At 40.3% G+C, this 24,296-nt stretch carries 22 protein-coding genes; 14 read left to right on the forward strand and 8 right to left on the reverse strand.

Going from position 1 to position 24,296, the window contains the following annotated elements; all coding sequences use genetic code 11:
* Positions 1 to 18: 18 nt before the first annotated feature.
* Positions 19 to 378: a four helix bundle protein gene (locus KXJ59_RS12505; RefSeq protein WP_295205078.1), complete on the reverse strand. Its 360-nt coding sequence runs from the start codon at positions 376 to 378 to the stop codon at positions 19 to 21.
* Between the two features lie 198 nt (positions 379 to 576).
* On the opposite strand from KXJ59_RS12505, the gene KXJ59_RS12510 reads away from it, so the two are divergent.
* Complete coding sequence (locus tag KXJ59_RS12510) at positions 577 to 2,118, forward strand: YifB family Mg chelatase-like AAA ATPase (RefSeq protein WP_295205082.1); 1,542 nt, start codon at positions 577 to 579, stop codon at positions 2,116 to 2,118.
* A 191-nt stretch (positions 2,119 to 2,309) separates the two neighbouring features.
* Positions 2,310 to 4,223: an ATP-dependent DNA helicase RecQ gene (locus tag KXJ59_RS12515; RefSeq protein ID WP_295205085.1), complete on the forward strand. Its 1,914-nt coding sequence runs from the start codon at positions 2,310 to 2,312 to the stop codon at positions 4,221 to 4,223.
* On the opposite strand, the gene KXJ59_RS12520 is transcribed toward KXJ59_RS12515, so the two are convergent.
* Positions 4,206 to 5,756, reverse strand: a complete 1,551-nt coding sequence (locus KXJ59_RS12520; protein ID WP_295205088.1) for a helicase HerA-like domain-containing protein — start codon at positions 5,754 to 5,756, stop codon at positions 4,206 to 4,208. The genes KXJ59_RS12515 and KXJ59_RS12520 overlap by 18 nt on opposite strands.
* Positions 5,757 to 5,873: 117 nt before the next feature.
* On the opposite strand from KXJ59_RS12520, the gene KXJ59_RS12525 reads away from it, so the two are divergent.
* Genes KXJ59_RS12525 through KXJ59_RS12540 form a run of 4 tightly spaced genes read left to right on the forward strand, consistent with a single transcriptional unit; the run spans position 5,874 to position 8,335 of the window.
* A complete protein-coding gene (locus KXJ59_RS12525) occupies positions 5,874 to 6,869 on the forward strand; it encodes a DUF2975 domain-containing protein (protein WP_295205091.1) in 996 nt (331 codons plus the stop codon).
* 3 nt (positions 6,870 to 6,872) lie between these two features.
* Positions 6,873 to 7,496, forward strand: coding sequence for a DUF2975 domain-containing protein (locus KXJ59_RS12530; protein WP_295205094.1), 624 nt, complete (start codon positions 6,873 to 6,875; stop codon positions 7,494 to 7,496).
* Between the two features lie 9 nt (positions 7,497 to 7,505).
* On the forward strand, positions 7,506 to 8,102 hold the full coding sequence (locus KXJ59_RS12535; protein WP_295205097.1) for a hypothetical protein: 597 nt from the start codon (positions 7,506 to 7,508) through the stop codon (positions 8,100 to 8,102).
* Complete coding sequence (locus tag KXJ59_RS12540) at positions 8,102 to 8,335, forward strand: helix-turn-helix transcriptional regulator (RefSeq protein WP_295205100.1); 234 nt, start codon at positions 8,102 to 8,104, stop codon at positions 8,333 to 8,335. The genes KXJ59_RS12535 and KXJ59_RS12540 overlap by 1 nt, the downstream gene beginning before the upstream one ends.
* Positions 8,336 to 8,402: 67 nt before the next feature.
* On the opposite strand, the gene KXJ59_RS12545 is transcribed toward KXJ59_RS12540, so the two are convergent.
* On the reverse strand, positions 8,403 to 8,774 hold the full coding sequence (locus KXJ59_RS12545; protein ID WP_295205103.1) for a co-chaperone GroES family protein: 372 nt from the start codon (positions 8,772 to 8,774) through the stop codon (positions 8,403 to 8,405).
* Between the two features lie 80 nt (positions 8,775 to 8,854).
* On the opposite strand from KXJ59_RS12545, the gene KXJ59_RS12550 reads away from it, so the two are divergent.
* On the forward strand, positions 8,855 to 9,802 hold the full coding sequence (locus KXJ59_RS12550) for a cytochrome c peroxidase (protein WP_295205106.1): 948 nt from the start codon (positions 8,855 to 8,857) through the stop codon (positions 9,800 to 9,802).
* A gap of 123 nt (positions 9,803 to 9,925) precedes the next feature.
* Positions 9,926 to 10,624: a response regulator transcription factor gene (locus KXJ59_RS12555; RefSeq protein ID WP_295205109.1), complete on the forward strand. Its 699-nt coding sequence runs from the start codon at positions 9,926 to 9,928 to the stop codon at positions 10,622 to 10,624.
* 75 nt (positions 10,625 to 10,699) lie between these two features.
* Here the strand turns inward: KXJ59_RS12555 and ruvB are convergent, their stop codons facing one another.
* Complete coding sequence (ruvB, locus tag KXJ59_RS12560; RefSeq protein WP_295205112.1) at positions 10,700 to 11,734, reverse strand: Holliday junction branch migration DNA helicase RuvB; 1,035 nt, start codon at positions 11,732 to 11,734, stop codon at positions 10,700 to 10,702.
* A 173-nt stretch (positions 11,735 to 11,907) separates the two neighbouring features.
* Here ruvB and KXJ59_RS12565 point away from each other — a divergent pair, with 173 nt between their 5' ends.
* On the forward strand, positions 11,908 to 12,558 hold the full coding sequence (locus KXJ59_RS12565; RefSeq protein WP_295205115.1) for an NAD(P)H-binding protein: 651 nt from the start codon (positions 11,908 to 11,910) through the stop codon (positions 12,556 to 12,558).
* Positions 12,559 to 12,634: 76 nt separating this feature from the next.
* On the opposite strand, the gene KXJ59_RS12570 is transcribed toward KXJ59_RS12565, so the two are convergent.
* Positions 12,635 to 13,285: a peptidoglycan DD-metalloendopeptidase family protein gene (locus KXJ59_RS12570; RefSeq protein ID WP_295205118.1), complete on the reverse strand. Its 651-nt coding sequence runs from the start codon at positions 13,283 to 13,285 to the stop codon at positions 12,635 to 12,637.
* A gap of 78 nt (positions 13,286 to 13,363) precedes the next feature.
* On the reverse strand, positions 13,364 to 16,477 hold the full coding sequence (locus KXJ59_RS12575; protein WP_295205122.1) for a S41 family peptidase: 3,114 nt from the start codon (positions 16,475 to 16,477) through the stop codon (positions 13,364 to 13,366).
* Between the two features lie 135 nt (positions 16,478 to 16,612).
* On the opposite strand from KXJ59_RS12575, the gene KXJ59_RS12580 reads away from it, so the two are divergent.
* The gene (locus tag KXJ59_RS12580) at positions 16,613 to 17,095 is read left to right on the forward strand and encodes a hypothetical protein (RefSeq protein WP_295205124.1); all 483 of its coding nucleotides are present in this window, start codon (positions 16,613 to 16,615) and stop codon (positions 17,093 to 17,095) included.
* Positions 17,096 to 17,116: 21 nt separating this feature from the next.
* On the opposite strand, the gene KXJ59_RS12585 is transcribed toward KXJ59_RS12580, so the two are convergent.
* Complete coding sequence (locus KXJ59_RS12585) at positions 17,117 to 20,062, reverse strand: class I tRNA ligase family protein (protein ID WP_295205126.1); 2,946 nt, start codon at positions 20,060 to 20,062, stop codon at positions 17,117 to 17,119.
* A gap of 268 nt (positions 20,063 to 20,330) precedes the next feature.
* Here KXJ59_RS12585 and KXJ59_RS12590 point away from each other — a divergent pair, with 268 nt between their 5' ends.
* The 3 genes from KXJ59_RS12590 (at position 20,331) to KXJ59_RS12600 (ending at position 22,453) form a co-directional block, all read left to right on the forward strand.
* Positions 20,331 to 21,206 carry a permease-like cell division protein FtsX gene (locus tag KXJ59_RS12590; RefSeq protein WP_295205129.1) on the forward strand — a complete coding sequence of 292 codons (876 nt, stop codon included), beginning with the start codon at positions 20,331 to 20,333 and terminating at the stop codon, positions 21,204 to 21,206.
* Positions 21,207 to 21,314: 108 nt separating this feature from the next.
* The gene (locus KXJ59_RS12595) at positions 21,315 to 21,554 is read left to right on the forward strand and encodes a DUF3098 domain-containing protein (RefSeq protein WP_295205131.1); all 240 of its coding nucleotides are present in this window, start codon (positions 21,315 to 21,317) and stop codon (positions 21,552 to 21,554) included.
* 101 nt (positions 21,555 to 21,655) lie between these two features.
* Positions 21,656 to 22,453, forward strand: coding sequence for an undecaprenyl-diphosphate phosphatase (locus tag KXJ59_RS12600; protein ID WP_295205134.1), 798 nt, complete (start codon positions 21,656 to 21,658; stop codon positions 22,451 to 22,453).
* Between the two features lie 118 nt (positions 22,454 to 22,571).
* On the opposite strand, the gene ruvC is transcribed toward KXJ59_RS12600, so the two are convergent.
* Complete coding sequence (gene ruvC / locus KXJ59_RS12605; protein ID WP_295205137.1) at positions 22,572 to 23,135, reverse strand: crossover junction endodeoxyribonuclease RuvC; 564 nt, start codon at positions 23,133 to 23,135, stop codon at positions 22,572 to 22,574.
* Between the two features lie 278 nt (positions 23,136 to 23,413).
* Between ruvC and KXJ59_RS12610 the strand changes: the two genes are divergently transcribed.
* Positions 23,414 to 24,286, forward strand: coding sequence for a hypothetical protein (locus KXJ59_RS12610; RefSeq protein WP_295205140.1), 873 nt, complete (start codon positions 23,414 to 23,416; stop codon positions 24,284 to 24,286).
* Positions 24,287 to 24,296: the final 10 nt, after the last annotated feature.

Below are 24,296 nucleotides of genomic sequence, written 5' to 3' on the forward strand. Positions count from 1 at the left end.
AGATGGCAGATATCAGATTTATTTTTTGATTTTCGACTTTGCCGTTTTGGTTGTTGCAGAAAAGATAGCTGTTAATTCATGGGCTTCCTGCATTAAGGACTCAATACAATGATCCTTCGTTAATCCTGCTTCAAAAATTATCTGTAGCCAGTACAATGATTCATCTGCTTCTTCCAATACAATTTCAATTTTGTAGATAAAATCTGATATAGACTTTGCTCGTTTTGATGCCCTATAATTAGCAGCAACAGAGCCGGCAGATCTAATCAACTGTTTACCTGTTTCAAAGCCGACTACATTTTTAGGCAAAGAAAAACACAACTTTATTACATCAATATGAAATTGCTTAGTTCTCTGCTCTAATATTGTTCTATTCATATTCTTTTGAAGTCAAAATACTAAAACACACTCCGAACCAGACGCAGCATATCAAATCTGCGATCTAACATCTGACATCTGCCATAAAATCAGGTGTTTATACTCCGTATATCTACCTGTTTTGTTTTTATTATGGTTCTCTTCTTTATCTTACTTCCTGTTTTTGAATTTCGACTTTTCATTTTTGACTTTAATACCATGCTTGTAAAAACTTTTGGCAGTGCTGTTTATGGTGTAGAAGCCATTACTATTACCATTGAGGTAAATGTAAGTGCGGGTCAGAATTACCAGATTGTGGGTTTGCCCGATAATGCAGTGAGGGAAAGTTTACAAAGAACAGAAAGTGCTATCAAAACCAATGGTTTCGATATGCCACGTACCAAGATTGTGGTAAACCTGGCACCAGCCGATATCCGAAAATCGGGTTCTGCATTTGACCTGCCCATTGCACTGGGTATTTTAGGTGCCAGTGAACAACTCGAAAACGTGGAACTGCTGAAAGAATATGTGATTATGGGTGAACTAAGTCTGGATGGAAGTATACAAGCTATAAAAGGTGCATTACCCATTGCCATACAGGCTCGTAAAGAAGGGTTTAAAGGATTAATTGTACCCAAAGCCAATGCACGTGAAGCCGGAATGGTAAATAACCTGCAGGTTTATGGTGTGGAGCATTTGACTGAAGTAGTAGATTTTTTTAAAGATGAAACCAGTCTTCAGCCTGTTCTTGTAAACACACGTGAAGAATTTTTTGGTGACCAGTACCAGTTTGAATTTGATTTTACTGATGTAAAAGGGCAGGAAAATATCAAAAGAGCTTTAGAAATTGCAGCGGCTGGCGGACATAACGCCATTTTAATTGGTCCGCCTGGTGCCGGCAAAACCATGCTGGCTAAAAGACTGCCCACCATATTGCCTCCACTCAGTTTGCAGGAGGCATTGGAAACAACAAAGATTCATAGTGTGGCGGGAAAATTACCGGAACATAGTTCACTCATCAGCAAGCGACCATTTCGCGCACCCCATCATACCATCAGCGATGTGGCATTGGTAGGTGGTGGTGGTGTACCTCAGCCGGGTGAAATATCATTGGCACATAATGGCGTGTTATTTCTTGACGAATTACCTGAATTTAAAAGAACGGTTCTTGAAGTAATGCGACAGCCGATGGAAGAGAGAAGGGTAACCATATCCAGGGCAAAAATTGCATTGGATTTTCCTGCCAATTTTATGTTGATTGCATCTATGAACCCCTGCCCCTGCGGATACTATAACCATCCCGAAAAAGAATGTACCTGCGGACCCGGCATTGTGCAGAAATACCTCAATAAAGTTTCAGGGCCACTATTAGACAGGATTGATCTGCATGTAGAAGTTACTCCTGTTGCCTTCAGTGAACTCAGCAATCAGCAAAATGGAGAAGATTCTGCCACCATTCGTGAGCGTGTAATTAAAGCCAGAGAAATACAAGCTGAAAGATATAATGACGCAAATGGTGTATATGCCAATGCACAAATGAGTAGTAAACAACTCAGAGAAATTTGTCGTATTAGTAATGTGGGTGAAAACTTATTAAAAAGGGCCATGGAAAAATTGAATCTGAGTGCCCGTGCATATGATCGCATTCTAAAAGTAAGTAGAACGATTGCTGATTTAGCGGGTAGTGCTGATATACAGCCGGAGCATTTGGCGGAAGCGATTCATTATAGAAGTCTTGATCGCGAAGGGTGGGCAGGGTAAGAAAACAGAAGAATAAGGAACAGAGAAATAGGAAATGAGAAAGTTAGGCGTACGCGATCATTTTTCGGAAATTTTCGACATTTTTCAAAAAATCATCTCTCAGCCTTTAATCTTATTTTTGAACTGGTTTGCTGTTTACAGCATATGTCTGTTGTCGATGGCTCAATTTTCATTTTCACTTCACCTATGCAATGTCTTACCCTGTTGATGTTTTAAAGCAGTTCTGGAAGCACGATTCCTTCCGGCCCATGCAGGAAGAAATTATTCAGTCTGTACTGGATGGAAAAGATACACTTGCCTTATTACCCACCGGTGGAGGTAAATCTATCTGTTTCCAGGTACCTGCCATGATACTGGATGGTATGTGCCTGGTGATCAGTCCACTCATTGCATTGATGCGCGATCAGGTAGAACATTTACTAGATAAAGGCATCCCCGCTGCATCACTTAACAGCGGCATGAATCATTCAGAAGTAAGAACCACTTTACAAAAAGCTTCACGTGGCGATTATAAGTTTTTGTACTTATCACCAGAGCGACTCGAGTCGGCATTGTTCCGGGAATATTTATCTGCATTGGATATTTCATTGATCGCCGTTGATGAAGCCCATTGCATCTCACAATGGGGTTACGATTTCAGACCCCCTTATTTAAGGATTGCCAGTCTGCGTCAGGAACTCAGAGAGGTATCTGTTATTGCTCTCAGTGCCTCGGCTACCGAAAAAGTACAGGCTGATATCATTGCAAAACTTCAATTCAAAAAACATAATATCTTCCGCCAGTCTTTTGAAAGACCGGCTTTATCCTACAGTTCTTTCTCTGTAGAAAGCAAGATGAACAAACTCATCAGTGTATTGAAAAATGTTTCAGGCAGCAGCATCGTTTATTGTAACAGCAGAAAGCTGACCAAAGAAGTATCTCAGTTATTACAGTTACAGGGGTTTTCTGCAGATTTTTATCACGCGGGCTTATCGCAGGAAGAAAGAACCAAAAAACAAAACAGTTGGATCAGCAACGATATAAGAATCATGGTTTGCACCAACGCTTTTGGAATGGGTATTGACAAAGCCGCGGTTCGCTCAGTAATACATTATACTATTCCCGACTGTCTTGAAAATTATTACCAGGAAGCCGGTCGTGCAGGCAGAGACGGGAAAAAATCATTTGCAGTTTTACTTTATCAGCATGATGATGTATTACAACTGCAAAACCTGCCCGATAAACGTTACCCTCCCATTCCCGTCATACAGTCTGTTTACCAGTCATTGGCCGATTTCTTTCAATTACCCGTTGGTACTGGTGAAGGAGGGTATTTTGATTTTGATATCAAAGCATTTACTGCCCGTTTTAAACTTGATATGGTTACGGTAATCAATGCTTTGAAAGTGCTGGAACAGGAAGGTCATATCAGTTTTGCTGAGAATATTTTTCTGCCGTCACAGGTAATATTTACAACCGATAAAGAAACACTTTACCAGTTTGAAACAGCACATCCCGGGCTTGAACTGGTGCTCAGGAGTTTGTTACGCTCTTACGAGGGTATTTTTGATAACCGTGTGTCGATATTTGAATCACAGTTATCCAAAATGACAAGACTGAATATTGATGAAGTAAAAAACAAGTTGCTTCAATTAATGGCTTTCGGCATTATAGAATACCTCCCGCAAAAAGAAACACCGCAGATACATTATTTATTCAATCGTGCTCCCGCCAGATACCTGCATATTGATCAGGACGCTTATATAAACCGGAAAAAGCAATATGCCGAAAGGGTCAATACCATGATCCAATATCTTCAGCAAACAGATACCTGTCGCAGCAGGTTTATAGGATCTTATTTTGGCGATACAGCTTTAAAAGATTGTGGCGTTTGCGACAACTGCCTGAACAAAAAGAAAAAGCAATTAACTGCTGATGAATTTGCATCGATTGAGAAATCTGTGCAGAACCTTATTTCAAAAGAATACAATACAGTCCCGCTTTTATTACAGCAACTTCAGGCATTCCCGAAAGATAAAATATGGACCGTTCTTGAATTTCTGCAAAGTGAAGACAGGCTACAAATTGATGAAACGGGAAGAATTAGTCTAATACCTTTTTCTTGACCTGCTGCTTGTTCTGCCACCTAACCCCAATGCACCCAGAAGACTTCTTGTAATTACACTTGCAGCTGTTCTTCCAACCTGTCTTACAACCGGGTTATCAAAAAAACCTTCTTCTTTCTTTTTTCTGCCTGTTGTTTTTTCCTCCTCGGGTTCTGGTCTTTCCTGGTTTCTTTCTGCTGCTTCTTCGAGTTTGGCAGTTAATATTTCATAGGCACTTTCACTATCTATTTCTTTACTGTATTTGGCTACCAGTTTGCTCGATGTAACCAGCTCATCTATTTCCTGTTCGGTTAATACATCCATCCTGCTGCGGGGTGCACATAACATGGCATGTACCAAAGGTGTAGGTATCCCTTTTTCATTTAATAAAGTTACCAGTGCCTCCCCTATACCTAATTGTGTCAACAACTCGTCTGTTTCATAGAATGTTGTTTCCGGGAAATTCTCAGCTGCCTGTTTAATCGTTTTACGATCGGCAGCAGTAAAAGCACGTAATGCATGCTGAATCTTCATACCCAGCTGACTCAGTATGGAAGCAGGTATGTCCTGCGGGTTTTGTGTACAGAAAAAGATCCCTACACCTTTGGAGCGTATCAGTTTAATAACCGTTTCTATCTGTTGTAACAAAGCTTCTGAGGCTTCATTAAAAACAAGGTGTGCTTCATCAATAAATAATACCAGTTTGGGTTTATCAAGATCACCCTCTTCCGCACAACTGGCATATAACTCAGCAAGTAACTGCAGCATAAAAGTAGAAAAGAGTTTTGGCCTGTCCTGCATATCCGTTACACGTAATACACTGATCATCCCCCTGCCGTCATCACTGATCCGCATCAGGTCATCGATTTCGAAACTTTTTTCTCCAAAGAAAATATCAGCGCCCTGTTGTTGCAGTTCAATGATTTTACGAAGAATGGTGCCGGTTGAGGTGGTGGATATTTTACCATATTCTTTTTCAATCTCTGCCTTTCCCTCATTACCGATGTACTGCAATATTTTAATAAAATCCTTGAGATTGAGTAAGGGCATTTTGTGGTCGTCACAATATTTAAAAATCATGGCCACCAATCCTCCCTGTGTATCGTTTAAGCCTAAAATTTTACTCAGTAAAACAGGTCCAAACTCACTTATCGTAGCGCGCAAGCGTGCTCCCTTTTCATTACTCAGTGTAAGTAATTCAACGGGGTATGCGGCAGGGGTGAATGGCACACCCAGTTTCTGGCTTCGCTCAATCAGTTTTTCATTGCTTTGTCCTGCTGCTGCAATCCCACTCAGATCTCCTTTGATATCCATTAATAAAACAGGAACACTGTTATCACTAAGTGCCTCACTCAGGAGTTGCAATGTTTTTGTTTTTCCTGTTCCGGTAGCACCCGCAATCAGCCCATGACGATTCATGGTTTTTAAGGGCAGCCTGATATCAGCTCCGCTTACTACCTCTCCATTCAACATGGCTACGCCAATTTTTACCTGCTCGCCTTTAAAAGTATAACCTGTTGTTACTGCGTCTATAAATGCCTGTTTGTCTGCCATAATCAGCGGTTTAAGCTTACAAATTAAGGGATGTAGGCATTGAAAAATAAAATATTTAATAATGAATATTTATTGTTTATCAATAATTATTAGTTATTTAGCATATAAATAGTGCAAATGAGATTCCTTCAACTACTAAAACGGCTTCTTTCATGGCTGATTTGGCTACCCGGGCTCTTAATAGTGCTGTTTGTCTGGACAGGTTTCCCTTTTTGGAGTTCCAATGATGGAAGCTATTTTGAAAGCAGTTCCATCAGCGATGAAACCATGATCGACACTTTCCATTCCGATTTCATTTTTAACGACTCGCTGCCACACTACCGGTATAAAGCTATTGAAGACAGTCTTCAATGGATCAGAGACGCAAAAAAATTCAATAATACATTTAGTATTGAAGGATTTGCTGCCAGCTATGTAGGATTTTATACAGCCACCAGAAGAGATTCTTTTTTTATTGATCCTTCAAAACGGGGAATTAAAAGTACCCCACTAAAAAAAACTGTCAGGTACTATCTGGGACTGGGCAATTATTTTCTGGCAAAAGATCATGAAACATTGAGAGATAGTGGCTGGTCCTATTTAAAGTATCCTGTGTGGACTCACTTTGATTCTGTAAGAAAGCACCGATTGGGTCATTATGAAATAAAAAAAATAGATATTGATGTTGCAGACTTACCAGAGGAAAAACAATATAATCAAAATGAACCCAGAACATTGTATATACAAGTATCGAAAACAAAATATGATACTTTAAAAATCATACTCGGCAGCCTGACAATACTATTTAAAGTTTTCTTTGTTATTGTTTGCTTCTTATTACCCCTCTGGGTTTTAAAAGATATTGCCAGTAAAAATTGTTTTGAAGAAAGAACCTATAAAAGACTTTTTCTGATTGCATTTACAATTTTAGGCTCTATTCTTTTCGATATTCTTCTGGCCTATATAACCCACTGGATATATAAAGAAAAAATACCGGCAGCTTTTTCACTTAATCTGCGTCTGATGATCTCAAACAGTATTGTCTGGCTTGTTGCAGGTTATATTACACTGATATTCGCATTTGCTTTCCGCAGAGGCTACCGGCTTCAACACGATCAATCTTTAACCATCTGACCTATGAGAAATTATATTGGCAAATACTATTCTTTAAAAGAAAAGGCTGTATTCACCCGCATAAAACTGGGTGCCTGGACTTTTATCATTCTGGGCACTTTAATGATATTCGGCAACCTGTTTAGCGATAGCAGCATTGCTGTACCGGTGCACCCGACTTTTGATTATCCGCACTTTGATACCACAATTTCCAACTATGGAAATAATAACATAAAGCTTACAGGAAAACTGGAGATCATGCAACCCTCTTTCACTCAAAAATTACTATTACCTGAGAGTATTATAGAGTTCGACATATTAAACTGTGCGCTTATTATTATATTATCCATTCTAATACTCCGCTTATTACCTCATATTCATAGCACGGTTCTTTTCCAGACTGATATCAGTAAAAGAATCAGGTTAATTGGAATAGCCCTCATTATTTTCTGGATCCTGGACGTAATCCGTACTTTCTTTTATGCAATCCCCGAAATAAACAGGCTTACCAATAACCAGTTTATCTATCATACCAACAGTTTTATGTTTGTACCTGTTCCATTCTGGCTTGGTATTACTGTACTATGGATAAGCAGGATTTACAGGAATGCTTTTAACCTAAAACAAGATCAACAACTCACCATTTAATCTTTTACCATGTCAGCTTTTGCCAAACAATTGAAAAATTATCATCTGATTGGGTGGATGCTCTTACTGTTTGCTCTTGTAAATATCTTCAGTATTGGAATAGGCTTTGGTATTTTCAGTAAAAATGATCCCTATTTAAAACTGGATGTAAAACCAGCGGCCACGGCTACACTCAGCAAAGAACCTGTTAAACAATTTGAGGGAGCTGTTTTGTATTTTAAGGGAACCCTTGTTATTAAAGATCTTCCCTGGTGGAAACGAACCCTGTTATCGAAAGAATTTACAGACGCTGTCTGTTTTTCCATACTTTCAATATTGGTGTTACTGACTGTTAAAACACTTCAGAAGGGAAATGACCTGTACAAAAAAATTGGTGGCTATATTTTTTATGCTGCCCTCGTTTTTATACTCGCTGTTTTTATAGATATGGCACAGCGATACTGGCTGAAAGCCATTGTACTGGAAAAAACAAACGCCGCATTTGTTCTACTTAGCACAACGGATGCACTATTGCCAAACAGCATGGTAGCCATAATACTGCTTATCTTTAGCAGCATTTATACAAAAGCCTGGCAACTTAAAACCGAACAAGCGCTAACCATCTGATGCCCATTGTTGTAAACCTCGATATTATGCTGGCCCGCCGAAAAATGAGTCTCACTGAATTAAGTGAGCGTGTGGGTATTACCATTGCCAATATGAGTATCCTGAAAAGCGGGAAAGCCAAAGCCATCCGTTTCTCTACGCTGGAAGAAATATGCCGCATCCTTCAATGTCAGCCAGGAGATTTACTGGAATATATGGATGAAGAAAGTTATCAGCAGTTATTTAAAAGATAGACTATGGTCCATGGACCATAGTCTATCGATTATTTGCACATTGTATCATGAACCAGCGCCTTTTAATTTACAATTCCTCTTCTCTTTCCAGTAACAGTATGGCACTTTGGGGAACAATAAAATATTTCTCTTTCTCATACATTACTTCTGTAGCACCACTTAGCAGGAAAATAGCCAGATCTCCTTCACGTGCCTGCAAGGGAACATATTTCACCTGATCTTCTTCTGTTTTCCAGGGTTCGTCATCCACTGGCATGGGTATGGCATAACCCGGACCTGTTTTAATAATATGTCCCTGCTGTACTTTCTCTTTCTCCTGTACACCCGGTGGCAAGTACAGCCCGCTGGCTGTTTGCTCATCGGGTTTAGATGGCCGTATCAACACACGGTCGCCAATAACAACCAGTTTTTTCAGTTTATTGTCAGATGTGAGTAGCATAGCGTAAGTATTTATCCTGTTTATCAGCCGCAAAAATAAAACAGAAAAAAACAAATCTTCACTTTCAGTATTTTTACGGTATGAAGAAAACGATTGCCTCTCTCATTTTGTTCGCAGTTACAGGGCTATTGATTTCTTCATATACTTCCCCACCCCCGGTTAGTACAAAAGCAGCACTGGGACAAAAACTATTCAACGATAAAATCTTATCCAAAGACCGCAGCATCAGCTGTGCCAGTTGTCATATTCCTGAATATGGTTTTTCGGATACCCTTGCTTTTAGTAAAGGCATTGAAGGAAGAGCCACTGCAAGAAATACCCCATCGGTACTGAACATGAAAAACCGTCCATATTTTTTCTGGGATGGCCGTGCGAAGTCATTGGAGCAACAGGCATTAATGCCGATTGCCCACCCCGATGAAATGGGATTACCGGTTAAAGAAGCCGTGGCACGATTGAATGCAGATGCCGGATACAGAAAACTATTCTTACGCATTTTCAAGACATTACCCAACAGTACCAATCTGGGTGCTGCTTTCGCTGCATTTGAAAGAACGCTGGAAACAGACAGCAGCCGTTTCGATGCATATATAGATGACCTGGTTGCCTTTACTGAATCGGAAGAAAGAGGAAGAAAATTATTTATCAGTGAAAGAACCAAATGTTTCGACTGCCATCGGGGGCCCGACTTTACAGATGATCAGTTTAAAAATATTGGCTTATTCGATGGCTATGCATTAAATGATTCAGGGCGTTACAGGATCAGCCGGAAAAAAGAAGACCTTGGAAAATTTAAAACTCCCGGACTAAGAAACATTGCATTAACTGCCCCTTATATGCACAATGGAATGTTTCAGACATTGGAAGAAGTAATAGACTACTATAACAATCCTGGTGCCTTCGTATTAAACCCCGTAAATATGGATACAACAATGGGAGTTCCTATCGGACTGAATAAACAGGAGAAAAATGATCTTGTTAGTTTTTTGAAAACCTTAACAGATAAGCGTTTCCAAAAACAACATTAAGCACGTCTAACAGTTGAACCCGGGCTATTTAGCTGCATGTATTTACCTCTTTTAACAAAAGATTGCAGACAGTAGGATGATAACTCGGAGTGAATTATCTTTATTTCACATAAATTTAAAACCATGGAAGACAAGAAAAAATATAAGATACTCTTGTGCGAAGACGATACCAATCTTGGTATGGTGTTAAAGAACTATCTGGAACTGAACGATTACGAAGTAACACTGGAACGCGATGGACGTTTAGGACTTGCCGCTTTTCAACGTGAAAAATATGATATCTGTCTGCTTGATGTGATGATGCCCAATATGGATGGTTTCACACTGGCAGAAGAAATTCGTGATGTAGACCCTGATATTCCTTTATTCTTCCTGAGTGCCAAAACCATGAAAGAAGATATTATTCAGGGATATAAACTCGGTGCCGATGATTATATCACCAAACCTTTCGACAGTGAAGTGTTGTTACTGAAAATCAGGGTTATCCTCAAACGTAATGAGGAAGAAAACAAAAGCAACGAAAATATTGAATTCGATCTGGGTAAATACCATTTCAATCCAAAATTGCGTGAGTTGAAAAATGGCGATAGCACCCAAACCCTTTCTCCAAAAGAGAATGAATTATTAAAAATGCTGGCCGAACATAAAAATGATTTATTACCCCGTGAACGTGCCCTCAAAAAAATATGGGGCAGCGATACCTATTTCAATGGCAGAAGTATGGATGTGTATATTGCCAAACTACGCAAATACCTGAAAGACGACTCCAATATTGAGATTGTGAATATTCACGGGAACGGGTTCCGCCTGGTAGCACCTTAGTATTTGATTGAATATTGTAAGCCACAGATTCGCAGATTATTATTTAACTAATTTGTGAATCTGTGGCTTATTTTTTTATACAAACAAATCAACCTGATTTCCACCTTGCCTGAACGAACGGTTGAGATGAGAATAAGCCTTGGCAGTTGCTTCACGACCTCTCGGTGTTCTCTGCAAAAAACCTTCCTGAATTAAAAAAGGCTCATATACTTCTTCTATGGTACCTGCTTCTTCACCAACTGCAGTTGCAATAGTGGTGAGACCTACAGGGCCTCCTTTAAATTTATCAATGATAGCGAGCAGTATGCGGTTATCCATTTCATCGAGCCCATGTTCATCTACATTCAATGCTTTGAGGCCATGTTGCGTAATACCCATATCAATCTTGCCATCATTTAATACCTGTGCAAAATCGCGCACCCTTCTTAAAAGGCCATTGGCAATACGGGGTGTACCACGGCTTCTACGCGCAATTTCAAATGCTGCATCAGTATTAATAGCTGTATTCAGAATAGCGGCACTCCTTTGTATGATTTTCTGTAAGGTATCTGCATGATAATATTCCAGTCTCGATTTGATTCCAAAACGGGATAATAATGGCGCAGTTAATAAACCACTGCGCGTGGTGGCACCTACCAATGTAAATGGATTCAAATTAATCTGTACACTTCTGGCATTCGGTCCGGAGTCGATCATGATATCGATTCTGAAATCTTCCATGGCAGCATACAGGTATTCTTCCACCACGGTACTCAAACGGTGAATCTCATCTATAAACAATACATCATTGGGTTGCAGGTTGGTGAGCAGTCCGGCAAGATCTCCGGGTTTCTCAATAACAGGTCCTGAAGTTTCTTTGATATTTACACCCAATTCATTTGCTACAATCCTGCTTAATGTTGTTTTCCCCAAACCTGGAGGGCCATGAAACAAAATATGATCCAGTGCCTCTCCCCTTAGTTTTGCAGCTTTAATAAATATTACAAGGTTCTCAATCAACTGTGGCTGACCCGAAAAATCGCTGATCTCTGCCGGGCGAATAGCATTCTCAAACTCTTTTTCTGCTGCACTCAGGTTCATCGGGTCTTTATTGAGGTTGGGGTTCGACATGAGGCGAAATTACTAAATATTTGATGGTGAATGGTCAATCGTCAATCGTGAATGGGCAATGGTGAATAATATGATTTCGACTCACTGTTTGCAAAAGAATAAGACTAATACTCTCTATTCACGATTCACCATTCACCATTCACGAATATGCGTAGCTTTGAGAAAAGCATGCCATGGAAAAAAGAACTGCATTGATTTTAGGTGCCAGTGGTTTAACCGGGCAGGTATTAGCACAATTACTACTGGCCGACGATTTATACAGTCTTGTTACCATATATGTTCGTAAACAGATCGCCATCAGTCATCCCAGGCTGCAGCAACAGATAGTGAATTATGAAAGATTAGATACGGCTGTTCAGGCTGATGATGTATTTTGTTGTTTGGGTACTACCATCAAAAAAGCAGGATCGCAGCTCGCTTTCAGACAGGTTGATTTGGTGTATCCACAGAAAGTAGCCGAATTACAAAGAGCCGCAGGATCAAGCAGGTTTTTACTGATTAGTGCGGTGGGCGCAAATGAACAATCATCCATTTTTTATAGCCGGATAAAAGGTGAGGTTGAAAAAGCTATACAGGTGTTGGGTTATTCCTGCACCTGTATTTTCAGGCCATCACTGATTATGGGTGAACGATCTGAAAGACGGGTGGGAGAAAAAATAGCCATGCTATTGACAAAAATTATCGGACCTCTGTTGATTGGGCCTTTAAAAAAATACCAGCCTGTTTTAGCACTCAGCATTGCAAAAGCTATGCAAAAGGCTGCTCACCAATTCGAAGATGGTATCCATTTTATTTCATCTGATGAGATCAAAAAATTCGAATAACCCTTTCTGTGTTTTTCTGTGTCTTCTGTGGCATTATTAATTGCCACAGAAGACACAGAAAAACACAGAAGAAAGGTTATACATTGAAAGTGTATTTCAAGATAAAAGTAGGATCAGGGCAATTGTCAAGGTATTTTTCTCTTTCACTGAATTTACAAACACCCGGATAATCTCCCTTCATCCCCTGCATATCAGTGATCAATTGAAAATGTAAATGTGGTGGCCAGTGCCCATTTTCTTCGGGCATTCCAAAATGTGCCAGCTGTTCTCCGGCTTCAACCGGCTTACCCTCATACAAACCATCCAGATCGCCTAAAGAAAGATGGCCATATAAGCTATGGATCAATACTCCGTTTAACTGATGTTGCAGAATGATGACTGCCCCATAATCGCCATAGGTTTCATGAAATCCAAAACTATGTACAGCTCCTTCCATCGGCACAAATACAGGTGTTCCGGCCGACCCCCAGATATCAGTTCCCAAATGTAACCTCCGTGGCTCATCGGCTCCATCAAATACCTTACTCCTGCTGTAAACAGTTCGGTGTTCATCATAACCACCAATGGCATAACGGGATCCGGAATGAGTAAGGCAGTTCTCAATGTATTCAGAAAAGAGTTGTGTATCATTTACCAATACATCTGTAATATCCGTGTTATTGGCTGTGAGGTCAAGTTGATACAGATGATCCGTGGCGATGTCAAATGGAACAATCGGGTGAAACATGAAATACTATTTATTCAAAAAAAATCTGTGAATCTGTGGCAAAAAATTAAGCCTCAGATTCACAGATTATAGCTAAAATTATTTTCTCAACTTCTTCATAATTTCTTCAATCGCTTTATCCAGTTGCGGATCGCGGCCATTGAGGCGGTCTTCGAAAGTCATCGGGATTTTAATATCGGGTTCTACACCAGTTATTTCCAGGTCTTTTCCATCTAATGAATAACATCCCCAGCTTGGCAGACGTACAAAAGAGCCATCCACCAAACCTGTACCACTCGTGAAGATGATCCAGCGGTATGTAGGCATACCAATGATAGTTCCCAGTTTCAATGCTTTAAAACCCTGCGATGTCATTTCTGCATCACTCAATGATTGCTCATTAATCAATAATACAATGGGTTTATCAGCAGGTGCAAAGTTAGATTGTGGCGTGAGTTTTCCTTCCCTGTATTTCCATTGCAGGTAAGCACGCTGACTCAAAAATTTCAATACTTCATCGTGCACATTACCACCGGTATTATAACGGAGGTCAAGAATCAGTGCATCTTTCTGGTAGAAATCCTGTGTCATATCAATCAGGAATTTCTCCAACTCCCCACCACCCATGTCTTTCATATTATGATAAGCCACACGGTTATTGGTTTTTTGATCCACTCTTTGCTGGTTGATTTCACTCCACTCCTGAGAGAGGTTTGCAAACAAAGATGCCTGTGGATGAATTTTGGTGGTAATGGTTTGTCCGTTACGGTTAAAAGTTAAACTAAGTTCGCCATCAAGCGATGGCTTACTGAAATAGTAATTTCTGTCTGTTGCAGCATTTACAGTTTCATCATTCACTTTCAATAATACATCACCCGGACGAACGTCAACAGTAGCCCTGTCTGCATTACTACCAGCCACTACATATTTTACTTTGTATGGATCATTATTGTCAAAAATGATTCCTGTTTCCATGGTTCTGTTCGACAACTGAACATTTTCTTCATCACCTCCAGAATTAAAACCCTGGTGTGATGAATTGAGTTCACCCAATAAATCTGCCAGTAAAGTACGCAGGTCGCCACGGGTATTGATAAAAGGAACAAATGCCTCATAACGTTTACGCGTAGTCAGCCAGTCTATTCCATGAAATTTTTCATCATAAAAATTTTCGTTTACATGGGCCCATGTTTCCTGAAATACCTGGGCAAATTCTCCAGAAAGGTTTCTTCTGAATACCTGTGCAATGGCAACAGGGTCTACTTTATTCGCATCCAGGTTCAATTTATAAACCGATCCATTTATAATGGCCATCATTTTATCTCCGCCTTCCGCATAATCTACACTAAACGCATCTGCACCCACAATCCGTTCTGTCTTTGGTGCTTCAAATGGTTCCAGTGTTGTTTTCCATAAAGAGGCCCGGCCTTCTGCATGATTGCTTACATATAATACAATCGTCTTCTCTCCTTTCTGTAGCACATTCAACAAAAACTGCGATCCGAAATTTGGTCCCACCTGCTCAAGCCTGTCCATGATCTTCGATGCATCTATCTTTATGGGTGCCGGTTCTTTTTTTGTAGTATCTTTTTTCTCTGTCTTGAACAGCGCCTCATATTTATCGCTGCGATAAGGAGCATCTATTTTTTCCAGTGGCATCCGGTATATACGCGGATTTTGCATACCAAAAGGGTATGAGGGTCTCGTTCTGGCCGAAATAAAATAAATATATTTTCCGTCAGGACTCCATACAGGGCTTGCTTCTGTTACACCGGTATTGGTAAGGTTAACCGTACGATTGTCTTTCAGGTGATGAATAAAAATATCCTGTTCAAAATTTCTGATAGCAGTAAAATAAACATACTCATCATTGGGAGAGAAACCGGGATCAGAATTCTGAATAGCCCATATTTCATCCTTTACAAGTGTTTTATTCTCCCAGCTTTTCAGATCGAGCAGTTTTACTTCATCACGCCCACTCAGGTATACCATTTTGGTACGTGTTTTATTCAACACAGCCGAGCGATTATTTTTTACGTCTTTGGTAATTTGTTTTACGGGAGCGGTTCCATCGGCAGCAACTGTAAACCAATTGAGGTAACCATCTACAGTCTGGTTAAAGAGGATGGTTTTATTATCAGTCATCCATTTTACTTCTTTCGCCCTTTCAGTATTCCCTTTGTTGATCTGCTGAATAAATTTACCATCTACATCACTTACAAAAATTTCTCCGCGCGATGAGAATGCAATCTTTTTTCCATCGGGTGACACATCCAGATTTGTAATTTCTCCTCGCACATTATAATCCTTATCAGCAGGTAATATATAGTTCCTATTCAGGCTGATATTGAGTTTCTCCGTTCTTTTAGATGACACATCATACAACCATAACTGGTAGTCTCTTTCGAATACTACTTTATTTCCCGCTGCATTTACGATGGGTGTTTTGATGGATGAATTAAAACGGGTAAGTGCCGTTTTCTTTTCATTGTCCAGGGTATAGAGATTGTATTCACCATTGGCCTCGTCTGAAACGAAATAGAGTTTGCCATTTTTATCAATGGTTGATGCAAAATCTTTGCCCTCCCAATCTGTATGTTTCCTGTATTGTTTGTTATTGATATTATACGACTGAATATCGGGGTTGAATGGTCCTTTATAACGTTTACGTGCTATCTGGCTGGTGCTTTCCCAGGTATCATTGAAATATACATCACCTGAGGGATGCTCGGCCAGACCATGATCCAGTAAAAAGAAATGGTCGCCGAATAAACGTTGTGCAGTACCCCCATTAATGCCAACTGTAAAACCGGAAATTTGTCCCATACGGTTAGAGGTGAAATAGATTTTCTTGCTGTCCCAGCTCCAGTTATTTACTTCATCGGTGGCGCTATGAAAAGTGAGTTGTTTTATTTCGCCGCCGGTTAAGGGCATAATGTATACATCTGCATTACCCTTCTGCCGGCTGCTGAATGCGAGCCACTGGCCATCAGGTGAAATACGGGGGCTGGTTTCATACCCTTGCATGGCTGTAATACGCGTGGCTTTACCATCTTTTACGGCTGCTTTCCAGAGATCGCCTTCAAAGGCAAAAACAACGGTTTCTCCGTCGGGACTCAGTGCAGGGTTCGACAAAAAATAAGGTTGACTGGTTTGTGATTGCGCGGTACTCAGGTATAAACAGGCGAGTATACAGGACAATATCCTTTTCATGAATGAGGTTTTTGGATATACAAGATAATTAAGATAGAGGAGGAAATAACCAGGTCTTGTGATCAGCGGTTATTGGAATTGATAGCAATCATATTTAATATTTATTCACTATATTTACTTAAGTCCTGTACATTCATGAAATCATTCTTTGTTCTTTTCATTTGGATACTCTTAAGTAATACTGCTGCCGGCCAATGCGACAACTCGCTGATTGGTAAATGGAAGGTTATTGCTGTGAATAACGGAGCTACATATATCAACTTTAAAACAGACTCCATTCATTTTTCGTCTGCTATGGATTTTACTTATCGCAGGGATTCGCTAAAACAAGTTATACTTGCATTTCAAAAAGACATGTACAAAGATGCGCTACTTCATTTCAAGAATGACAGTAGTTTGCATGCGAGAATGCTTGGTGAGGATACTGATAATATCCGGTACTGTTTTCAAAAACTGACCAATCAGATACAAATCATTTCTGAAGAAAGTCCAGGTAAAAAAATCGTTACTAAACGTACTGCTGCAATTAAAAATGGTTTATTATATATGAGCATTTCACCGCCAGAAATGAAGGATTATGTATTTGAAATAATATTTGAAAAAATAGCTGCGCAATAATTCATCTATACTGTTGGTTAATTATACTACCACATTGATCATCTTCCCTTTCACAAAAATCAGTTTCTTCAAAGGCTTGTCTTCCATCCATTTCTGAACGAGTTCGTTAGCGAGTACGATCTCTTTTACCTGTTCTTCCGTTGCATCCAATGCAATGGTAAGACTGGTTCTCATTTTACCATTAATGCTAACAGGGTATTCCTTGCTCGTTTCTGTTACATATGCTGCATTGAACAGAGGGTAGGATGCATTGAGAACAGAACCGCTGTTACCCAATTGCTGCCAGAGTTCTTCGGCAATATGTGGGGCATAGGGTGTAATAAGAATGAGTAATGATTCAAGTATTTCTTTTTTATGACATTTCAGGTCGCTCAGTTCATTTACACAGATCATAAAACCACTCACAGCTGTGTTAAAGCTGTAACGCTCGGTATCGTCTTCAATTTTTTTGATGGTTCTGTGTAATACCTTCAATTCTTCTGCTGTTGGTGCAGCATCGGTCCATATTTTACCTTTTGTTTCATCAAAAAACAAGCGCCATAATTTTTTAAGGAACCGGTGTACGCCCTCAATACCCTTGGTATCCCAGGGTTTGCTCTGGTCTACCGGGCCGAGGAACATTTCGTACATTCGAAATGTATCGGCGCCAAATTTTTCAACCAATGTATCTGGGTTTACTGTGTTGAATTTTGATTTAGACATTTTTTCTACTTCCGAACCACATATATACTTTCCATCTTCCAAAATTATCTCAGCATTAGCATACTCTGGCCTCCATTTTACAAACTCATCTTTATTCAATTCATACCCATCAACTATATTCACATCAACATGAAGTCTGGTAACACTTATTGCATTTCCTGCGTTTGAAATAACCTTACTCGAAGGATATTTATTCTTCAAATAATCAATTCTACCTTTATTGTCATTAACACTTATTTCTATTAATTTATGATAATCATTTTCAGGAATAAATATTGTAGCACCTCCAGTGATATCGCCAGTTTTAAAAACTTCGTCTATATTTTTAAATTGAACTCTATACACAAACCTACTACTCCCCTGTATCATCCCCTGGTTCAACAATTTCCTGAACGGCTCATCAAAACCAATATGTCCAAGGTCGTAGAGCGCTTTGGTCCACATGCGGCTGTATAATAAATGTCCCACTGCATGTTCGGTTCCGCCAATGTATAAATCAACCTGGTTCCAGTAATCGCTGATGGTGCGGTCGCAGAATGTTTTGTCGTTGTGAGGATCCATGTAGCGCAGGAAATACCAACTGCTGCCAGCGTAGCCAGGCATGGTATTCGTTTCCAAAACGCCTTTCTCACTAAATTGATTGGTCCATTCGGGGATGTTTGCGAGTGGGCCTTCGCCTTCAGGGCCGGGACTGTATGATTCTACATCGGGTAATTCAAGTGGCAGTTGTGATTCATCGAGTGGGTAAGCGATTCCATCTTTCCATACAATTGGAAACGGTTCTCCCCAATAACGCTGGCGGCTGAATGCGGCATCACGCATTTTATAATTCACTTTGCGTTTGCCGATGCCCATTGCTTCCAGTTTATTAATCACTACTTCAATAGCATCACGCATTTTCATTCCATCCAAAAAATCGCTGTTACTCAGTATCGCATCTTTGGTTGCATTGGCTTCGGTTCCGTCAAATGCATCACCGATAATATTGGTAACGGGAATATTAAAGTGCTGTGCAAATTTAAAATCACGCTCATCACCACAGGGCACGGCCATAATAGCACCTGTTCCATAACCTGCCAGTACATATTCAGATATCCATACCGGAATTTCTCTTCCGTCGAATGGATTAATGGCATAGGCCCCCGTAAAACAACCTGTAATTTTTTTCTCCGCCTGTCGCTCACGGTCGCTCCTGCTTTTTACATAGGTGATATAAGTTTCTACTGCTTCTTTCTGTTCAGCTGTGGTAATTTTTTCAATCAGTTCATGCTCCGGTGCCACTACCATAAAGTCTACGCCGAAAATGGTATCGGGGCGGGTGGTGTAGACAAGAAGCTGTGAGCTGTGAGCTGTGAGCTGTGAGCCATTTTTCTGCTCGTGGCTCATAGCTCGTAGCTCGAAGCTAATCTCCGCTCCTGACGATTTCCCGATCCAGTTTGTCTGCATTTCTTTCATGGCCTCACTGAACTCGATGGTGTCGAGGCCGGTTAATAAACGATCTGCATATTCAGTGATACGGAGGTACCACTGGCGTAATTTCTTTTTTACTACAGGATGTCCGCCACGCTCGCTCACCCCATTTACCACTTCATCATTGGCCAATACAGTTCCCAACGCTTCACACCAGTTTACTTCACCATAACCACAGAAGGCAAGACGGTAATGCATTAATATATCCTGCTGTTCTTTTTCTGTATATGCTTTCCATTCAGCGGCCGTAAAATGAATGCTGTTATCACCCGGACAAATATGATCGGCATTACCCTTGTTTTCAAATGCTTTGATCAGTTCGGTAATGGGTATCGATTTTTGTTGTTGTCTGTTATAAAAGCTATTGAATAGCCGGAGAAAAATCCACTGTGTCCATTTATAGTAAGCAGGTTCACAGGTACGTACTTCACGATCCCAGTCGTAACAGAAACCAATTTTGGTTAACTGCGCAATAAAGTTACTGATATTGGTTTCTGTACTTTTTTTCGGATGAATGCCATGTTCAATCGCATATTGTTCAGCGGGCAATCCGAATGCATCAAAACCCATCGGGTGTAATACATTATAACCTTTAAGTCGTTTAAAGCGGCTTACAATATCAGAAGCAATATAACCCAATGGATGACCCACATGTAACCCTGCTCCACTTGGGTAAGGAAACATGTCCAATACATAGTATTTGGGCTTCGACGGATCGATGTTTACCTTATAAATGCCATCATCTTTCCATTTGTCTTGCCACTTAGGCTCAATCTGCGTGAAATTGTATTCCATATTTGATCCTGTTCTATATAATTTTTGATACTGTTCAGCCGTTATTGAATGGGCAGAAATGGAGGTCAGCAACTGTGGGTACAGTGCTTTTCGCCGGCTGCCTGCAATCCTAACATATTTTTAACCCAGGATTGCTCTATTTTCAATGGTAAAATGATCGTTAGAGTGGTTGCAAATGTAAGTCTTTAGGCATCAAAACCCTACATTTGCTACCTCATCCCCTGCCCTTCTCCTTGAAAGGAGAAGGGGGAAAGAAAAACCGGTAAGTATGGCAGACAGCGCAAAATCTTCTTTAAAACGTAGCAAACCCAATTATATCTATTCCATCATTGGTGTAGGACTGGTATTGCTGATCATGGGTATCATGGGGTGGTTTTTCCTGAATATTAATTCGGTGGGTAATGCTTTTAAGGAAGATATCCGTATCAGTGCCTATCTGCGTACTTTGAACAAGGATACCATCGGGCAGATTCAGCAATATATTGCAGGCAGGCCCTATACCAAGACAGTTACTTATGTCGACAAAAAAATGGCACAGGAGATATGGAACCGTGAGAACAATGAAGACTGGGCCAAAATACTCGACATGAACCCACTTCCTGAGAGTATTGATTTTTATGCGAAAGCCAATTATGTAAACAAAGACAGTCTGGCACATATTTCTACCGAACTCCTCGGCAAATATGGCAACCAGATTACTGATATTCAATACCCGCAAACACTGGTAGGTAACCTGAACGAACGTGCCGCTAAAATTGGTCTGATCTTTCTGGTAATTGCTATTATTCTTTGTCTTATTGTAATTGTTAGTATTGACAATACCATTCGTCTGGCCATGTTCAGTAACCGTTTCCTCATTAAAACCATGCAGATGGTAGGCGCCACCCGCAGTTTTATTGCACGGCCTTTAAATATCAGGGCTGTAATTAATGGACTCATCAGTGCCGGCATTGCTATTTTATTACTATTCAGTATTATCAGCTGGGCCGAGAGCCAGTTTCCGCAACTGAAAGCCATTCGCGACTGGAAGCTTACTTTTATCCTATTTGGTGGATTGATTATACTGGGTGTAGGCATTTCTGTATATAGCACCCATCGCAGTGTGTTGAAGTATTTGAAGATGAAACTGGATGACCTTTATTAATTTTAGTGAGTAGTGAATAGTGAGCAGTGAGTAAACTACTACTTGTATCAACTCACTACTGACTACTCACCACTCACTTTTAACCATTGACCAATAAAACCAACTTATATGAGTGAAACAAAAAATACAGCAGCCCCTCTTTTTACGAAAGAAAATTATAAGTGGATGCTGATAGGTGCTGTGATTATTGCCCTCGGATTTTTTCTCATGAGCGGTGGCAAGAGCAGCGACCCCAATGTTTTTGATTACAAAGAAGTTTATGGCACTACCCGCATTACCATTGCACCAATTCTTATCATCATTGGCCTGGTTGTAGAGATATATGCCATCTTTAAAAAAAGTAAGTAATGGTGAATAGTCAATGGTGAATAATAAGTATAAAGAAATTATTCCCCATTGACCCCTCACCATTGACCATTCACCATTGCCCATTCATCATTTACTCTCCCATGTCTATATTCGATGCCATCATAATTGCTATTGTAGAGGGATTAACAGAATTTCTGCCTATCTCATCTACTGGTCACATGATCATTGCCAGTTCTTTTTTAGGCATTGCCAAAGACGATTTTACCAAATTATTTGAAGTGGCCATTCAGTTGGGTGCCATTTTATCGGTGGTGGTATTGTATCGTAAAAAATTCTTCCCCCTCAATCGCTGGAATTTTTACCTCAAGCTGCTGATTGCTGTTATTCCCGCACTCGCTCTTGGGGCTTTGTTTTCTGATAAGATTGATTACCTGCTGGAAAGTCCACTCACGGTAGCCATTACCATGTTAGCTGGTGGTGTGGTTTTATTATTTATCGATAAACTGTTTCAGCAGCCCGTAATTGAGAAAGAAGAGGAAATTGGTTTTGTTCGTGCCTTTATGATTGGTTTATGGCAATGTGTAGCCATGATTCCGGGTGTGAGCAGAAGTGCGGCAAGTATTATTGGTGGTATGCAGCAAAAACTAAACAGGGGTTTGGCCGCAGAATTTTCTTTTTTCCTCGCTGTGCCTACGATGGCCGCTGCAACAGGCTATAAATTACTCAAAGCCTGGAAGGAAAATCCGGAGATGTTAACCAATACAGATAACCTGATAGCATTGGCAGTGGGTAATGTGGTTGCGTTTATAGTAGCCATGCTCGCCATTAAATTTTTTATCGGTTTTCTTCAAAAGCATGGCTTTCGTTTATTTGGCTGGTACAGGGTAATCGGAGGCGCCATCTTGCTGGTACTTGTGTTAACTGGATACTTGAAATAGATGTGATGATGTCGGATCGCTGATGTCTGATTTGAAAAGAATTGTAACTTGCAAAGTCAAAAATCATCCGTCATCCGTCATCCGTCATCCGTCATCCGACATCCGACATCCGACATCATCAAATCTTCTTCACTCTCCCCGGATTTTTTGTAATAAAGTCTTCCCATCCTTTCAGTCCTTTACCTGTTGCTGCCAGCGGCGATGATGACTGATAGTGATGACAAAGTGCCACTGCCAGTGCATCGGTGGCGTCAAAGTATTGTGGCTTTTCTTCGATCTGTAAAATACGCTGTAACATTTTCCATACCTGATCCTTATCGGCATTACCATTACCGGTGATGGACTGTTTTACTTTTTTAGGAGAATATTCAGTAACCGTTAAACCAGCCTGTATAGCGGCTGCAATAGCCACACCCTGCGCCCTTCCCAGTTTCAGCATACTCTGCACATTTTTACCAAAGAAGGGTGCTTCAATAGCAAAGGTGGATGGTTTATATAGTTTAACCAACTCACAAACACGGGTATGAATGGTTTCCAGACGGGCATAGATATCTTTTTGGGCAGTTAGTTTCAAAACATCCATCAATAAAACCTGTGGCTGTCCCTTATGAATACGCAATAAAGCATAACCCATCAGTTGGGTGCCGGGATCTATCCCTAATATAATTTCATCTTTTGCCATTCAGGGGTGAAAATACGGAAGAAAGAAGGAAGAGTCCATGGTTTATGGTCCATAGTCAATAGTAAAACGGATTTGGTTTTACCATTGCCTATGGACCATGGACTATCCACTATCTCCCTTATTTCCCCGTTCTTTGTACTGAATAAATATTTCTTTTTCTGAACAAGCGTTTTAAAATATTCCTCAATTATTTTCTTGGCCCTATTCTTTTTGTATGGCTCGGATATTCGATTTACAGGCAAATACAGACACAGGATAACCTGCAGCAGTCATGGGATATGATTCTTGCCTCAGCCAGTGGTTCCCAATCCTGGAAATTCATATTGGTAGTACTGTTACTTGGAGCCAATTTTGGTGTGGAAGCATTTAAATGGAAAGTACTGGTTAATTCTGTACAAAAAGTTTCCTTTGGCAAAGCAATGAAAGCCACTTTGTCGGGACATGCACTGGTATTCAACAGCATCAACCGTTTGGGTGAATCGGCAGCGAGATCGCTTTATCTCGATGATGGTCATCGCCTGAAAGGGATGGCTATTTCAATGGTAGGCAGCATGAGTTTAATCATAGTGAACTTTGTTATGGGCTTGCTTGGCATGTTATATATGCGGTTTTTTATTCTTGATGCAACCCACCACCTTGAAGGATTGTCTATGTTCTGGTTAACCGGCCTGATGAGTGTACTCTGTTTTGGCACGATTTTACTTATTGTTATGTATTATAAGTTGTCCTGGCTGATCCGGTTACTCGAAAAAATACCATTCGTGGCACGATACCGATTTGTAGTAGAGAATATGGAGAAGCTGGATTGGTGGTTCTTAACAAAAATTTTACTTCTTTCTGCGCTCCGGTACGTTGTATTTATAGTGCAATATGTACTAATGATGCAGGTGTTCGAAGTAGGAATAAGTGCTGTTGATACAGCAGCATTAGTGGCCGTAATGTTACTGGTTTTATCGATTGTACCGAGCATTACACTGGCCGAACTGGGTATCAGGGGTGAAGTGAGTTTGCTCTTATTCGGCTTGTTAAGCTCTAACCTCTTAGGCATCATTGCAACCACCGGGAGTATCTGGATTATAAACCTGATTATTCCGGCCGTAGCGGGAAGTATTTTTCTACTGGGCATTCGGTTGTTCAGAAACAATAAATAGACAGGCAAGC

Source organism: Sediminibacterium sp., from assembly GCF_019264485.1.
Lineage (GTDB): Bacteria > Bacteroidota > Bacteroidia > Chitinophagales > Chitinophagaceae > Sediminibacterium.

Excerpts from the sequence above, each read along its gene's own strand:
- KXJ59_RS12525 (WP_295205091.1), top strand. The coding sequence starts at position 5,874 with ATGAGATTCCTTCAACTACTAAAACGGCTTCTTTCATGGCTGATTTGG.
- KXJ59_RS12570 (WP_295205118.1), bottom strand. The coding sequence starts at position 13,285 with ATGTTTCACCCGATTGTTCCATTTGACATCGCCACGGATCATCTGTAT.
- KXJ59_RS12515 (WP_295205085.1), top strand. The coding sequence starts at position 2,310 with ATGTCTTACCCTGTTGATGTTTTAAAGCAGTTCTGGAAGCACGATTCC.
- ruvB (WP_295205112.1), bottom strand. The coding sequence starts at position 11,734 with ATGTCGAACCCCAACCTCAATAAAGACCCGATGAACCTGAGTGCAGCA.
- KXJ59_RS12565 (WP_295205115.1), top strand. The coding sequence starts at position 11,908 with ATGGAAAAAAGAACTGCATTGATTTTAGGTGCCAGTGGTTTAACCGGG.
- KXJ59_RS12520 (WP_295205088.1), bottom strand. The coding sequence starts at position 5,756 with ATGGCAGACAAACAGGCATTTATAGACGCAGTAACAACAGGTTATACT.
- KXJ59_RS12535 (WP_295205097.1), top strand. The coding sequence starts at position 7,506 with ATGTCAGCTTTTGCCAAACAATTGAAAAATTATCATCTGATTGGGTGG.
- KXJ59_RS12585 (WP_295205126.1), bottom strand. The coding sequence starts at position 20,062 with ATGGAATACAATTTCACGCAGATTGAGCCTAAGTGGCAAGACAAATGG.
- KXJ59_RS12505 (WP_295205078.1), bottom strand. The coding sequence starts at position 378 with ATGAATAGAACAATATTAGAGCAGAGAACTAAGCAATTTCATATTGAT.
- KXJ59_RS12540 (WP_295205100.1), top strand. The coding sequence starts at position 8,102 with ATGCCCATTGTTGTAAACCTCGATATTATGCTGGCCCGCCGAAAAATG.
- KXJ59_RS12530 (WP_295205094.1), top strand. The coding sequence starts at position 6,873 with ATGAGAAATTATATTGGCAAATACTATTCTTTAAAAGAAAAGGCTGTA.
- KXJ59_RS12580 (WP_295205124.1), top strand. The coding sequence starts at position 16,613 with ATGAAATCATTCTTTGTTCTTTTCATTTGGATACTCTTAAGTAATACT.
- KXJ59_RS12610 (WP_295205140.1), top strand. The coding sequence starts at position 23,414 with ATGATTCTTGCCTCAGCCAGTGGTTCCCAATCCTGGAAATTCATATTG.
- KXJ59_RS12600 (WP_295205134.1), top strand. The coding sequence starts at position 21,656 with ATGTCTATATTCGATGCCATCATAATTGCTATTGTAGAGGGATTAACA.
- KXJ59_RS12555 (WP_295205109.1), top strand. The coding sequence starts at position 9,926 with ATGGAAGACAAGAAAAAATATAAGATACTCTTGTGCGAAGACGATACC.
- KXJ59_RS12510 (WP_295205082.1), top strand. The coding sequence starts at position 577 with ATGCTTGTAAAAACTTTTGGCAGTGCTGTTTATGGTGTAGAAGCCATT.
- KXJ59_RS12545 (WP_295205103.1), bottom strand. The coding sequence starts at position 8,774 with ATGCTACTCACATCTGACAATAAACTGAAAAAACTGGTTGTTATTGGC.
- KXJ59_RS12595 (WP_295205131.1), top strand. The coding sequence starts at position 21,315 with ATGAGTGAAACAAAAAATACAGCAGCCCCTCTTTTTACGAAAGAAAAT.
- KXJ59_RS12590 (WP_295205129.1), top strand. The coding sequence starts at position 20,331 with ATGGCAGACAGCGCAAAATCTTCTTTAAAACGTAGCAAACCCAATTAT.
- ruvC (WP_295205137.1), bottom strand. The coding sequence starts at position 23,135 with ATGGCAAAAGATGAAATTATATTAGGGATAGATCCCGGCACCCAACTG.
- KXJ59_RS12575 (WP_295205122.1), bottom strand. The coding sequence starts at position 16,477 with ATGAAAAGGATATTGTCCTGTATACTCGCCTGTTTATACCTGAGTACC.
- KXJ59_RS12550 (WP_295205106.1), top strand. The coding sequence starts at position 8,855 with ATGAAGAAAACGATTGCCTCTCTCATTTTGTTCGCAGTTACAGGGCTA.